The sequence below is a fragment of the Nevskia sp. genome (assembly GCF_021732705.1).
Classification (GTDB): domain Bacteria; phylum Pseudomonadota; class Gammaproteobacteria; order Nevskiales; family Nevskiaceae; genus Nevskia.
Window position 1 is genome coordinate 22,655 of sequence record NZ_JAKFUM010000006.1, and the last position, 12,948, is coordinate 35,602.

Sequence of the window (12,948 nt, forward strand, 5' to 3'; positions counted from 1 at the left end):
CCTTCGCGGGAATGACGATTTGTATTGAGTGATGAACTTGGCCGACATTCCACAACACCCTCAGCTACCGGCACGCCTCGAGCGCGGCGTGCTGCACGTGACGCTGAACCGGCCGGAGGCGCGCAATGCGATGACGCGCGACATGGTCGCGGCGATCGGTGCGCTGTTCGATGCCGTGCGCGACGACCGGACGATCCGGGCGATCGTGCTGCGCGGTGCCGGTGGTCACTTCTGTGCCGGTGGCGACCTGAAGGAGATGATGGCCAGCGGCCTGAAGCCAGCGGTTGCCGGCGAAACCGATCCGGTGGCCGCGAACTCGCGGGCGTTCGGGGCGGTGATGCGGAAGGTCGGCACGGCGCCGCAGGTCGTCATCGCGATCTGCGAAGGCGCGGTGCTCGGCGGGGGCTTCGGGCTGGCGTGCGTGTCCGACATCGCGTTCGCGAAGTCGGATGCGAAGTTCGGCCTGCCGGAAACCACGCGCGGCTTGCCGCCGGCGCAGATCGCCCCGTTCGTGGTCGAGCGCATCGGCCTGACGCAGGCCCGCCGCCTGTGCCTGACCGGCGCGATGTTCGATGGTGCCGAAGCGCTGCGTCTGGGAGTGGTGCATGACGGCTACGTGGACGAGGCGGAACTGTCGACGAAGCTCGATGCGGCGCTGGCGCAGGTGCTGAACTGCGCGCCGGCTGCGAACGCGATGACCAAGGCGATCATCCTGAACGTCGCGCGTCAGGACATGGATCAGGTGCTCGACGATGCCGCCGCGAAGTTCGCGGAAGCGGTGCGCGGGCCGGAGTCGGCCGAAGGCATTGGTGCCTTCGTCCAGAAGCGAAAACCGAACTGGGTGGAGCCAACATGACGTGCACGCTGAACCTGCCGCTCGCAGCCCTGCTGGCGGCAACCCTGATGGTCGCGGGCTGCTCGGACAAGAAGTCGAACGATGCCAAGACCGGCGCAGCTGCCGATCCGGTGACGGCAGGCGCCAGGCTGAAGGGCGACGTCGCGCCGATCCTGCCGGTCGACAACCCGACCGAGTACCAGCGCGTGCAGTACGTCTGCAATGGCGGTCAGACGATGGTGCTGCAGTTCTTCACCGATCAGCGCACGCGCGTCGTCCTGGATGGCGACACGCATGTGCTGCGACCGGTCGCGACCGAAGACGGCACCCTGTTCCTCGGCGACTCGGTCAATGTCCGCGTGGTCGGCGAGAAGGCCACCGCTTCGCGCGATGGCATCGTGCTGCTGAGCGGCTGCCAGGTGAAGCTGCCGTCGTGAGCGTGCTCGCGCGACCGCCGATGCCGGTGCCCGTGCGCATGCCGCACGACGCCGGGGACGGTCTGACCACCGCGCGTCTCGTGCTGCGCCGCTACACGCTCGATGATCTGCCGTCGCTGGTCGCGATCAACGCCGATCCGGAAGTGATGCGCTATCTCGGCGGCGTGATGACACGAGAGCAGTCGCGCGCGTTCCTCGATGCCCGGATGCTGAACTACTACGACGTGCATCCCGGCTTCGGCATCTGGCTGACCACGCTGCGCGAGACCGGCGAAACCGTCGGCATGCACTGCCTGAACCATATCCACGGCGAGCCGCTGATCCAGGTCGGCTACCGCATCGAGCGCGCGCACTGGGGGCGGGGTTATGCCACCGAGATGTCGCTGGCGCTGATGCTGTACGGCTTCACCCGCAAGCGCCTCGAGCTGATCACCGCGATCACCGATCTCGATCACGTCGTGTCGCAGCGCGTGCTGACCAATGTCGGCCTCCACCGCGTCGGTGATCGCCTGTTTCCGCATCCGAATCTCGTGAAGAGCGGCCGGCTCGCGTACTTCGAATGTCACCGGGCCGCATGGCTCGGCCACTTTGCCGCGGGACTCGATCCCGAAGGAATTCCCGCTTGAACCCGTCCGCCCAGAAGCGCTTCACCAAGGTCCTCGTCGCCAACCGGGGCGAGATCGCCGTTCGCGTCATCCGCGGCGCCAAGGCGCAGGGATACCGCACGGTCGCCGTCTACAGCGATGCCGACGCCGACGCGCTGCACGTGCGTGAAGCCGATGAGGCGGTGCGCATCGGTCCGGCGCCGGCGAAGGACAGCTATCTGCGGATCGAGCAGATCCTCGCCGCGGCCAAGACCAGCGGCGCGCAGGCGATCCACCCGGGTTACGGCTTCCTGTCGGAACGTGCCGACTTCGCGCAGGCCGTGCACGACGCCGGCCTCGTCTTCATCGGCCCGGATGCCGCGTCGATCGAAGCGATGGGCAACAAGAGCGCGTCAAAGATCCGCATGCTGGCCGCCGGCGTGCCGTGCGTGCCGGGCTATCAGGGTGATGACCAGCGCGACGCCACGCTGATCGCCGAAGCCAAGCGCGCCGGCCTGCCGGTGATGGTCAAGGCGGCAGCCGGCGGCGGTGGTCGCGGCATGCGACTGGTCCACGATGAGGCGCAGCTTGGCGACGCGATTGCCTCGGCACGCTCGGAAGCGAGCAACGCCTTCGGCAGCGGTCAGCTGCTGATCGAGAAAGCGGTGATCGACGCACGCCACGTCGAGATCCAGATCTTCGGCGATCGTCACGGCAACGTCGTGCATCTGGGCGAGCGCGATTGCTCGATCCAGCGCCGCAACCAGAAGGTGGTCGAGGAAGCGCCGAGTCCGGCGGTCGATGACGCGCTGCGGGCGCGAATGGGCGAAGCCGCCGTGGCCGCGGCGAAGGCGGTCAACTATGTCGGTGCCGGTACTGTCGAGTTCCTGCTGGCCGCCGACGGGGCGTTCTACTTCCTCGAAATGAACACGCGCCTGCAGGTCGAGCATCCGGTGACCGAGCTGGTCTACGGCGTCGATCTCGTCGCCTGGCAGCTGCGCATCGCGCAGGGCGAGCCGCTGCCGCTGACGCAGGCGGAGATCCTCGACAATCGCTTCGGCCACGCCATCGAAGTGCGCCTGTGTTCGGAAGATCCGCGCCAGAACTATCTGCCGCAGACCGGCGATGTGCTGCTGTGGGAGGCGCCCGGCGGCGATGGCATCCGCGTCGATACCTATCTCGAAACCGGCGGCCGCATCAGCCCGCATTACGACTCGATGCAGGCCAAGCTGATCGCCTGGGGCGAGGATCGCGAGATCGCCCGCACGCGGCTGCTGAAGCTGGTGCGCGACACGGCACTGCTCGGCGTGGCCTCGAACAAGGATTACCTCGCGGCCATCCTCGCGACCGACGCGTTTGCCTCCGGCGCGTTCAGCACGGCGTTCGTCGGCCAGCACTTTCCGCAGTCGACGATCGCGTCGGCGCAGCCTTCGGCGCGCCTCGTGCTGCTGGCCGCCGTCGCGCTGTATCTCGATGACGCGCAGCGCCTGGCGGCCGAGCATGGGCTCGGCAGCGAGATGATCGGCTGGCACAGCTCGCACGAGTCGCCGGTCGATCTCGCATTGCGCTGGGGTTCCACCGACTACGCGCTTGAATTGCAGGCACGCCATGGCCGGCAGTTCAGCGCCGTGATCGGCGGCAGCGTCCTCGGCGTTGACGTGACCGCGGTCGAAGCCGGCCGCTTCCGCTATCTGGCCGACGGCGTGCAGGGCCACGCCCGCTACGCCCGCGGCGCGAACGAGGTGCTGTGGATCATGGCGGAAGGCGCCACCGAAGCGTTCGTCGATCGCACCTACGCGCCGGCCGAGACCACCGCCGCAGGTTCCGATGGCCGCATCACCGCGCACAGCGACGGCAAGATCGTCGCGGTGATGGTTCAGCCGGGCGCGCGTGTCGCCAAGGGTCAGACCCTGGCCGTGCTGGAGGCGATGAAGATGGAGTTCCAGCTCGCGGCCCCGGTGGCCGGCACGGTCGAAACCGTCAGTGTCGCGCCCGGCACGCAGGTGAAGGCGCGACAGTTGCTGGTACAGCTGACGCCGGACGCGGGCTGAGCCGCGGCGGCGCGTCAGCCGCGGCTGGCGGCGGCCTCAGCTTCGACGTCCGCCGTGAAGTCGGCAGCCCGATCAAGGCCGATCAGCCGCGGGTAGTGCTTGGCGAAATCGCGGCGGAGCGCGGCGATCGGCAGGTCGTCGAACTCGCCGCGAAAGTTCACGTATTCCATGTGGCGATTGCCGACGAGATCGAACGGGTGATAGATCGAGTCTTCACGGCCATCGAACTCCAGCGGCTTCAGCGACAGCTTCGTGCACAGTTCGATGTTGAACGCCGGTGTCGCCTTGCGCCACACACCGTCGATCAGGATCGCGGTGTAGCCGTGCCAGTAGTAGACATCGGTCTGCATCGTTTCGCGCAGGCGTTCGGTCGACAGGTGATTCTTCACGTCGGCAAAGCCGAGCCGGGCGGGAATGCCGGTGGCGCGACACACGGCGGCGAGCAGCGCCGCCTTCGGCACGCACCAGCTGCGGCCATTCGCGAGCACCGTGCTGGCCTGCATGCCGCGGTCCGACAGGTCGATCGCGTACGGGTCGTAGCGAAAACCATCGCGCACGGCGTAGTACAGCGCGACGGCCTTCTCGCGGTCATCGCTCAGCGTGCCGATGGCCTCGGCGGCAAACGTGCGGATCGCCGGGTGATCGGCATCGACGAAGGCCGTGGCGGCCAGGGCAGCGGATTGATCGTTCATGCGCCGAATCGTCGCATTCGAGGCGGCGGGCGGGAAGCCTTCAGTAGCCGAGCTGCTTGGCCGCGAGATCCTTCATGATTTCCGAGGCACCGCCGCCGATCGACAGCACCTTGGTTTCGCGGAAGATCCGCTCGACCTTGCTGCCGCGCAGGTAGCCGGCGCCGCCGAGGATCTGCACCGCTTCGCCGGCCACGTGTTCGAGCGTCGAGGTCGCGAGATTCTTCAGCAGGCAGACATCGGCGATCGGCAACTGCTTCTGCGCGATGCGCCAGCACAGGATGTCGAGCTGCGCCTTGACCGAATCGATCCGCATCTTCAGATCGACCAGCTTGTGGCGAATGACCTGCCGCGTGATCAGCGGCTTGCCGAAGGTCTGACGCTCGCGCGCCCAGGCCAGCGCTTCCTCGTAGCAGACCTGCGCCGACGCCCAGGCCTGCGCGGCGAGCATGATCCGCTCGCTGTTGAAGTTCATCATGATCGCCATGAAACCGGCGTTCTCCGGGCCGATGCGGTTCGCCACCGGCACCCGGCAATCCTGGAAATAGAGCGTGGCGGTATCCGAGCACCACCAGCCCATCTTCTGCAACGGCGTGCGCGAGAAGCCCGGCGTGCCGGCTTCGACCACCAGCAGCGACACGCCGCCCATGCCATCGCCGCCGGTGCGCACGCCGACGGTGAGGTAGTCCGCCCGCATGCCCGAGGTGATGAAGGTCTTGCTGCCGTTGACGATGTAGTGATCGCCGTCGCGGACGGCCTTGGTTCGCAGGTTGGCGACGTCCGAGCCGCCGCTGGGCTCGGTGATCGCGAGCGCCGCGATCTTCTCGCCGCGCAGCACCGGCGCCATGAACTTCTCCTTCTGCTCGTGCGAGCCCATGTGCATCAGCGGCGGCGTCGCGATGCCGTGACTCAGCAGGCTGGCAATGAGACCCCCGCTGCCGGTGCGCGCCAGCTCCTCGACCGCGATCACCAGATAGAACAGGTCCGGTACCGGAATGCCGCCGTAGGCTTCCGGAAAGCCGATGCCGAGCAGGCCCACTTCGGCGGCCTTCGCGTGCAGCTCGCGCGGCAGTTCCTCGGCCGCTTCCCAGGCGTCGAGGTTCGGTGCACATTCACGCTCGACGAAGCGGCGAACCTGCGTCCGGAAGGCCTCGTGCTCCTCGGTGTAGAACGGCGACGCGATGCTGGGGGTGACGGGCTTGTTCACGGTAATCGTCCTGTTTCCATCGGCGGCTGGTTTGCGTTGGGCAGACTCTAGGGCGTCGGTTACCATTGCGCTACAACAATATTCGTTACAACAACGGACATTACCGTCAGCCGTACCATTCGCGCTGCTTTTGACGCACGATGGCCGCCACCCGCCCGGAACATGCACGACCGAGGAAGCAACCGATGATGCCGATTTCACAGGATGACCTGCCGCTTTCCCGCATCTACCGCTGGGAAAAGGAACTGGCGGATCACACCTGGCTGACCCAGCCGATGGGCAAGGGCGAGGTCAGAAGCTGGACCTGGGCCGAAGCGATCAACGAAGCGCGCCGCGTGGCCGAATGGCTGCAGTCGTACGGCCGCATCCACCAGTGGCCGGTCGATGCGAAGGTCGCGATCCTGTCGAAGAACTGCGCGCACTGGATCATGGCCGACATCGCGATCTGGATGGCCGGCTATGTCAGCGTGCCGCTGTACCCGACCCTGACCGCGAACAGCGTTCGCCAGATTCTCGAACACAGCGAGTCGAAGGCGATCTTCGTCGGCAAGCTCGACGATTACGCGATGATGCGGCCGGGCATTCCGGACGAGGTCACGCGCTTCGGCTGCGTGCTGTCGCCGGCCGACGACCATCGCACCTGGGAGGACATCGTCGCATCGAATCCGCCGATGCCGGGCGAGACGCGGCGCGTGCCGGACGAGCTGGCGACGATCGTCTACACCTCCGGCACCACCGGCATGCCGAAGGGCGTGATGCACAGCTTCCGCACGATCGCCCGCGCGCCGATCACGATGGAGCAGCGCATCAACCCGACACCGCAGGACCGCATGCTGTCGTACCTGCCGCTGTCGCACATCGCCGAGCGCTGGGCGGTGGAATCGGTGTCGATCCGCAGCGGCGTGCAGATCTTCTTCGCCGAGACCCAGGAAACCTTCCTGCAGGATCTGCAGCGTGCGCGTCCGACCCTGTTCATCTCGGTGCCGCGCCTGTGGGTCAAGTTCCAGCAGGGCGTGTTCGCCAAGGCGCCGAAGGAAAAGCTCGACCGCCTGTTCCGCATCCCGATTCTCGGCCGCATCGTCAAGAAGAAGATCCTGAAGCAGCTCGGCTTCGATACCGTGCGCTTCGCCGGCGGCGGGGCGGCCCCGATGCCGGCCTCGATGATCTACTGGTATCGCTCGCTCGGGCTCGATCTGCTCGAAGGCTATGGCATGTCCGAGAACTTCGGTGTCTCGCACGGCAGCAAGCCGGGGCAGGGGCGGCCGGGCTATGTCGGCGTGCCGTATGACGAGGTCGAGCATCGCATCGCCGAGAACGGCGAGATCATGGTCCGCTCGCCTTGCAACATGATGGGCTACTTCAAGGAGCCCGAGAAAACCCGCGAAGCGCTGACCGAGGACGGCTGGCTGCACACCGGCGACCGCGGCGAGATCGATAGCGAGAACCGCCTGAAGATCACCGGCCGCGTGAAGGAACTGTTCAAGACCGGCAAGGGCAAGTACGTGGCCCCGGCGCCGATCGAGAACCGCCTGGCGGCGCACCCGAAGATCGAGGCGGTCTGCGTCACCGGTGCCGGCTTCCCGCAGCCGTTCGCGATCGTCATCCTGAGCCCGGATGCGCAGCCCGCGTTCACCGATCCGGCGCAGCGCGAAGCCCTTGGCGCCTCGCTCGCGGCGACGATGGCCGCAGCGAACGAGCAGGCCGATCCGCACGAGCACCTGACCCATCTCGTGGTCGTGCCCGGCTCGTGGACGGTCGAGAACGGCTTCATCACGCCGACGCTGAAAATCAAGCGCAACGTCGTCGAAGACGCCTACACCAAGGACTTCGACACCTGGGCGAAGGCGAAGAAGGCGGTGGTCTGGCACGGTGCCGCGTGAGCCGCGACGCGGCCGCAGCGGTTCACGCGCGCGCCTACGAAGCGGGTGACCGCGAGGCCTGCCTCGCCGCGTTCGACAGCAATGTGCCGATGTTCTTCGATCCGTCCGAGCGGGCGGATTTCGAGGATTTTCTCGATGCGCGGCCGGGTCGCTACTTCGTCGTCGTCGATGCCGATGGCGCGGTGCAGGGCAGTGCCGGCTACGCGCTCAGCGCCGATGGCCGCTGCGCCGACCTGTGCTGGGCGATGGTGCAGCGGAACCAGCATCGCGCCGGCTACGGCACCGTGCTGCTCGATGTTCGCCTGCGCGCGATTCGTGCCGAAGGCGGCGTGCTCGACGTGCGCCTGAGCACCAGCCAGCACGCGGCCGGCTTCTACCAGCGCCACGGCTTCGTCACAAAGCGCATCGTGCCCGGCGGCTTCGCGCCGGGCATCGACCGCTGCGACATGGTGCTCGCGCTCGGCTGACCGCCGGCCGGCCTGCGGCCGGGCGCCTGCGGCTTCGGAAGCGATGCGGCAGCGGATCGATGCTGCGCTGCGCGTACGCCGCATGATCGGCGAAACCCGATGCCGCATGGGTCACGGCATCCGCGCTTCGCAATGTTCGGCGTCGTACCGAGTGGCGGTCAGTGCCGGCGCAAAGTCGGCGCGTTGCGAATCCCCGCGACTGCAGTGAACCACGGTCCCCGACTGCTGGCTGCACGCCGAGGAAATTCCATGATCACCATCAGCAAGCGCATGCGGCTCCGGCTCGTCTGCGCGGCACTAATTGCCAGCGCCGTTTTCGTCACCACCGGTTGCGGCAAGGCCAATGGCCAGGACACGCAAGGTGCCGTCTTCGCCGTGACCAATGTCACGGCCGACAACCGCATCGTGGCCTACACCCGGGCCAGCGACGGCAGCCTGACCCGCAATGCCGACAGCGTTTCGACCCGCGGCCTCGGCATCGGCGTCGATCTCGATACGCAGGGATCGCTGCGCCTGAGCCGCGACAACCGCTTCCTGTACGCCGTCAACGCCGGCAGCGACGATCTGACGGTGTTTTCGGTCAGCGGTTCGACTCTGACCTTCGTGCAGCGCATTGCCGTCGGCGATCAGCCGGTCGGCCTGACGCTGTCCGGCACGCTGCTGTACGTGCTCAATGGCTCGGTGGCCGGCAATGGCATCACCGGTTTCCGGATCGCCGCCGACGGCACGCTGACGCCGATCGCGAACTCGTTTCGCGCGCTCAGTTCGCCGATCGCCGTGCCCGGCATCGTGCAGTTCAGCCCGGATGGCGGATTGCTGCTGGTCACACACAAGACCGCCAACGCGCTGCTGACGCCGGTCAACACCATCGATGCGTTCACAGTCGGCAGCGATGGTCTGGCGAGTGCGGTGCCGGTGGCCAATGCCTCGGTCGGCATACGGCCGTTCAGTCTCGCGTTCCGTGCGGATGGCAGCGTCGTGGTGGTGGAAGCGTTCAACGCGTTTGCCGCGCGTTCGGCCACGTCGTCCTACAGCGTGCAGGCCACGGGGGCGATGACGCCGGTCAGCCGTTCGATCGCCAACGGCCAGACCGATGCCTGCTGGATCGTGGTCAGCCCTGATCAGCGCTACGTCTACACCGCCAACTTCGGCAGCGGCACGATCTCCAGCTACGCCAGCGCCAGCAACGGCACGCTGAGTCTGCTGAACGGGCAGGCGGCCAGCGTCGGTGCCACCAGCCAGCCGGTGGACGTGGGCATCAGCGGCGATGGCCGCTACCTGTACCAACTGCTGCGCGGCAGCGGTGGCGTGGCGCCGTTCCGGCTCGAAACCGACGGCAGTCTGACCGCGCTCGGTGCCGCAGTGATCGGCGGCCTGCCGGTGGCCGATGGCGCTTCCGGCCTCGCGGTCTACTGAGTTGCCGGACGTGAGCCCCCGTGCGGAGCACAGGATCGAAGCGGCCGGCTTCCAGATGCTGCGCTACGCACTGGCCGCGGTCTTCCTGTGGATCGGCCTGCTGAAGTTCACCGAATACGAGGCCTTGGGCATCGAGCCGTTTCTCGTCAACAGCGCGATCTGGTCTCCGCTCCACCAGTCGATGGGCCTGCGCAACCTGTCCAAGCTGATCGGCGTGATCGAGGTATTGATCGGCCTGCTGATGGCGGCTCGCAGCGTGTCGCCGCTGGCGTCGGCGATCGGCAGTGGCGGTGCCGTGCTGACCTTCATCATCACGCTGAGCTTCATGGCGACCACGCCGGGCGTCTGGCAGCCGGGCTACGGCTTCCCGTATCCGTCACCGATGCCGGGGCAGTTTCTGGCGAAGGATCTGGTGCTGCTCGCGGCATCGGTCTGCACGGCGGGCGAGGCATATCGGGCGGCGCGAGTGTCGCCGATGAATCCGGGTGCGGCACCGGCGAGCAGTGCCGCGCGCTAGACGCTCGGCGGTGGTCGGCGGTCGCCCGGCGGATCGAAAAAAAAACCGGAGCCGCCGATCGCGTGCTCCGGTTTCAGGTCAGCCGCGGCGGGTCGTCAGGCCCGCCGCATCGGATGGATCGCCGGCATCAGTTGCCGGTATTGATGCCGTTGCGGAACGGCCGGTAGTTGGCGCGGCATGCGGCGATCAGCGCCGCACCGCCGGCATCGGCATTGGCGTTGAAGGTCTGGGTGTCGCAGTAGGTCAGCTCCGGTGCCCAGACGCCGATCGTCGTCGACAGCGGCTGGCGCGGCTGCGCCTCGGCCAGATCGTAGTTCCCGACGAAGCCCGGATTCGGCAGGATCTGCCGGATGTAGACCAGCACTTCGTTTGCCGGGCCCCACGGCATCCAGTTGTAGCCGAACGCGGGCGAGGCCTTGACCGGCCGGCGCTGGTTGGTCGAGATCACGGTGATGGCATAGCCATCCGGCTGCACGGTCAGTTCGCGGTCGGCCAGGCAGGCGACGACGGCGGTGTTGTTGTACTGGTTCTGGCAGATCGAGGTGTAGCGTACGAGGGCGTTCTGAGCGTCGGCATCGGGCGACACCGGCATGCGGAAGCGGGCGATGACCATGTCGGAATAGATCCGTGCAGCCGGGCCGCGCATGTAGTTGGTGCCACCGTTCGGATAGGTGTGGAAGGTATCGACACTGGTATCCGGCCGGAACTCCACATTCTCGGGGCCGCTGACCCGGGCCTGCGGAAACACCGTCAGCAGCAGGTCCTGGCCGTTGCTCAGGCGATCGCATTGGGCCTGATCGGGATTGTTGCGCGAGTCCACCACGGTGCCATCCGGCGCGGTGTAGGTGATCACCGGCAGTGGCGCGCCGCCGAACTCGTTCTGGCCGGCATCCGGCAGATAGGTGCGCAGGCCGAGCTGCTTGTTGCCGAACACGTTCGGGATCTGGAAGCCGAGATAGCGCACGGTGTCATCGCTCATGTAGAGCGTGTCCGGCTCGCGGTCGGCATCGTTGGCCGGCGGCGGCGTGTATTTCAGCGTGATTTCCCAGGTGTAGGTGTGGTTGCCGCTGTTCGGCAGATTTGCCGGCAGCAGGTTCGGCGGCAGCACCGGCTGACCATTGAGCCGCGGCGTCAGTTGCCAGTCCTGAATGGAGTCGAGCAGATTGCCCGGCCGGAAGCCGTCGTAGACCGAAAACGTGAAGTAGCGTGTTCGCGGATAGACGCCGGAGACCTTGATCACCGTGCCGGCCGGCGGCAGCACCGGCATTGCCGATACCTGATAGTTCGCGTGCGTATCCGGGTAGCCGGTGTTGCGTCGCTGATGATGAATCGACTCGATCCAGTTGCAGGGATAGGTCAGCGTCTGGCGCACGGGCACGTTGATCGGCAAGGTCGGCAGGCCCGGCAGCCCCAGCTGTGCTGTCGCCGGCAGGCTTGTCGTCAGTGCCAGCCCGATCGATGCAAGCGCAAGGCCTGACGTCGCCACAACCGCATTCCATCCGCGTTTCAATCCCCGATTCGACATGGTGGTCTCCCTGTGCGCGGCAGGCGCTGCCTGCGTTCTGATCTCGTTGTCAGGCTAGCACGCGAAAAATGCCTCGCCAGTGACCGAAGTCAGCATTGCCGTCGGCCATTCGGACTCGGCCGAATGGAGGAGGGACGGACGCGAATGGAGGATTGATTTCGGGATTCCGACGAGTGGAGTCCACGTTCACGATGCCCGAGCGCATCGCCGAATCCACTGGAACCGAACCGTCTTGCCCGTCGGCAGCGCGGATCGGCGATCCGCACTGCCGACGCCGGAACGGTCTGACGACACGGCCGGCGACAAGCGACCGGCCGCCGCGCCGTTCACGCCGGCAGCGGGCTCCGCCAGCCATTGCCGGTGCCATCGAGCGCCAGCCAGGCGCCCAGCGATTTCGTCGCGAAGCGCTGACGATGCAGCGATGCCACCGGAGCCGCCAGCCGGTCCAGCGGCTTTCTGGCGTTTGGCGGCGGCAAGCGATCGCGTTCCGCTGCGTTGCCCGACGGTACGCTGACCAGCAGGCAGGGGCTGTCGCGTAGCGCCGAGGCAAACGAGTGCCGCAGCAACTGCTTGCGAACCGTGGTGTCGCGATCGACCACCAGCACATTGGCCCGGCTGTCGCGCAGCAGCCGCGCCAGGGTGGGCCGCGCGCTGCCCGTGCCGAGATGCACGCGCACCCGCACGCCGTTGCCGATGCGCGCGGCGATGTCATCGAGCATCCGGATGGCGGCCGGCTCGGCCAGCGGCCGATTCGAGTACAGCGCCTCGATCATCAGGCCTTCGCTGACTTCCGGCAGCACGAACAGCAGGTGCAGTTCGGCGCCGCGCTGCTGCGCCAACGCCGCCGCTTCGCGCACGTGCTCGAGGTGACTTTCCTCGCCCGTGATCCAGCAGGCCACATGGCCGCCGGCCGTGGCCTGCGTGGCGATCGCCCGCGTGTCGGGCAACATCGTCAGCATCGGCGTGGCCGCCGTGCGCAGCACCTCCGTGCGCAGCGATACATGCAGCGGCCGCGGCAGGTAGCTGCGCACGCTCGGCGGCATCACCAGCATCGCCTGCGGATGCTGGCGGCAGAACTCGGCGATGCCGGTGGCGGCCGGACCGCTGAGCAGCTGCCGCTCGCTGTTCGGGTAGTGGGCGGATTCGGCGAAGAACGAATCGAGCGCCCGCGCTGCCTGCACGCCGTTGCCGCGCGGATGCACATGCAGCAGCGTCAGCCGCGCCTGCAGGCTGTCGACCCAGTTGGCGACCATCGGGATCGCGGCGTGACAGGCCTCGGAGAAGTTGGTGGCGAAGATCAGATGCGGGTTCGGGGTGCAGGACATCGGCAGCATGGCGGT

Annotated in this window: 12 protein-coding genes; 8 read left to right on the plus strand and 4 right to left on the minus strand. The window is 67.2% G+C overall.

Going from position 1 to position 12,948, the window contains the following annotated elements; all coding sequences use genetic code 11:
* Window positions 1–31 precede the first annotated feature (31 nt).
* Genes QZ951_RS05490 through QZ951_RS05505 form a run of 4 tightly spaced genes read left to right on the plus strand, consistent with a single transcriptional unit; the run spans window position 32 to window position 3,907 of the window.
* Window positions 32–856 (plus strand): enoyl-CoA hydratase-related protein, encoded by an 825-nt coding sequence (locus QZ951_RS05490; RefSeq protein WP_366943823.1) that lies wholly within the window; start codon window positions 32–34, stop codon window positions 854–856.
* Window positions 853–1,272: a hypothetical protein gene (locus QZ951_RS05495; protein WP_292999396.1), complete on the plus strand. Its 420-nt coding sequence runs from the start codon at window positions 853–855 to the stop codon at window positions 1,270–1,272. The genes QZ951_RS05490 and QZ951_RS05495 overlap by 4 nt, the downstream gene beginning before the upstream one ends.
* Window positions 1,269–1,898 carry a GNAT family N-acetyltransferase gene (locus tag QZ951_RS05500; protein WP_292999398.1) on the plus strand — a complete coding sequence of 210 codons (630 nt, stop codon included), beginning with the start codon at window positions 1,269–1,271 and terminating at the stop codon, window positions 1,896–1,898. The genes QZ951_RS05495 and QZ951_RS05500 overlap by 4 nt, the downstream gene beginning before the upstream one ends.
* Window positions 1,895–3,907, plus strand: a complete 2,013-nt coding sequence (locus tag QZ951_RS05505; RefSeq protein WP_292999400.1) for a biotin carboxylase N-terminal domain-containing protein — start codon at window positions 1,895–1,897, stop codon at window positions 3,905–3,907. Before QZ951_RS05500 ends, QZ951_RS05505 begins: the two co-directional genes overlap by 4 nt.
* 14 nt (window positions 3,908–3,921) lie before the next feature.
* Here QZ951_RS05505 and QZ951_RS05510 read toward each other — a convergent pair whose 3' ends face one another.
* Both QZ951_RS05510 and QZ951_RS05515 read right to left on the minus strand, forming a co-directional pair.
* Entirely contained in the window at window positions 3,922–4,599 is a 678-nt protein-coding gene (locus QZ951_RS05510) for a transglutaminase family protein (RefSeq protein WP_292999402.1), read from the minus strand.
* A gap of 40 nt (window positions 4,600–4,639) precedes the next feature.
* Window positions 4,640–5,803 (minus strand): acyl-CoA dehydrogenase family protein, encoded by a 1,164-nt coding sequence (locus QZ951_RS05515; protein ID WP_292999404.1) that lies wholly within the window; start codon window positions 5,801–5,803, stop codon window positions 4,640–4,642.
* Window positions 5,804–5,988: 185 nt separating this feature from the next.
* Between QZ951_RS05515 and QZ951_RS05520 the strand changes: the two genes are divergently transcribed.
* The 4 genes from QZ951_RS05520 (at window position 5,989) to QZ951_RS05535 (ending at window position 10,083) form a co-directional block, all read left to right on the plus strand.
* Window positions 5,989–7,683, plus strand: coding sequence for an AMP-binding protein (locus QZ951_RS05520; protein WP_292999406.1), 1,695 nt, complete (start codon window positions 5,989–5,991; stop codon window positions 7,681–7,683).
* Window positions 7,680–8,150: a GNAT family N-acetyltransferase gene (locus QZ951_RS05525; RefSeq protein WP_292999408.1), complete on the plus strand. Its 471-nt coding sequence runs from the start codon at window positions 7,680–7,682 to the stop codon at window positions 8,148–8,150. Before QZ951_RS05520 ends, QZ951_RS05525 begins: the two co-directional genes overlap by 4 nt.
* Before the next feature lie 249 nt (window positions 8,151–8,399).
* Window positions 8,400–9,566 (plus strand): beta-propeller fold lactonase family protein, encoded by a 1,167-nt coding sequence (locus QZ951_RS05530; RefSeq protein ID WP_292999410.1) that lies wholly within the window; start codon window positions 8,400–8,402, stop codon window positions 9,564–9,566.
* 10 nt (window positions 9,567–9,576) lie between these two features.
* Window positions 9,577–10,083: a DUF417 family protein gene (locus QZ951_RS05535; protein WP_292999412.1), complete on the plus strand. Its 507-nt coding sequence runs from the start codon at window positions 9,577–9,579 to the stop codon at window positions 10,081–10,083.
* 127 nt (window positions 10,084–10,210) lie between these two features.
* Here QZ951_RS05535 and QZ951_RS05540 read toward each other — a convergent pair whose 3' ends face one another.
* On the minus strand, window positions 10,211–11,569 hold the full coding sequence (locus QZ951_RS05540) for a hypothetical protein (RefSeq protein ID WP_292999414.1): 1,359 nt from the start codon (window positions 11,567–11,569) through the stop codon (window positions 10,211–10,213).
* 365 nt (window positions 11,570–11,934) lie between these two features.
* Window positions 11,935–12,942: a universal stress protein gene (locus QZ951_RS05545; RefSeq protein ID WP_292999416.1), complete on the minus strand. Its 1,008-nt coding sequence runs from the start codon at window positions 12,940–12,942 to the stop codon at window positions 11,935–11,937.
* Window positions 12,943–12,948: the final 6 nt, after the last annotated feature.

Excerpts from the sequence above, each read along its gene's own strand:
- QZ951_RS05510 (WP_292999402.1), bottom strand. The coding sequence starts at position 4,599 with ATGAACGATCAATCCGCTGCCCTGGCCGCCACGGCCTTCGTCGATGCC.
- QZ951_RS05545 (WP_292999416.1), bottom strand. The coding sequence starts at position 12,942 with ATGCTGCCGATGTCCTGCACCCCGAACCCGCATCTGATCTTCGCCACC.
- QZ951_RS05495 (WP_292999396.1), top strand. The coding sequence starts at position 853 with ATGACGTGCACGCTGAACCTGCCGCTCGCAGCCCTGCTGGCGGCAACC.
- QZ951_RS05530 (WP_292999410.1), top strand. The coding sequence starts at position 8,400 with ATGATCACCATCAGCAAGCGCATGCGGCTCCGGCTCGTCTGCGCGGCA.
- QZ951_RS05490 (WP_366943823.1), top strand. The coding sequence starts at position 32 with ATGAACTTGGCCGACATTCCACAACACCCTCAGCTACCGGCACGCCTC.
- QZ951_RS05520 (WP_292999406.1), top strand. The coding sequence starts at position 5,989 with ATGATGCCGATTTCACAGGATGACCTGCCGCTTTCCCGCATCTACCGC.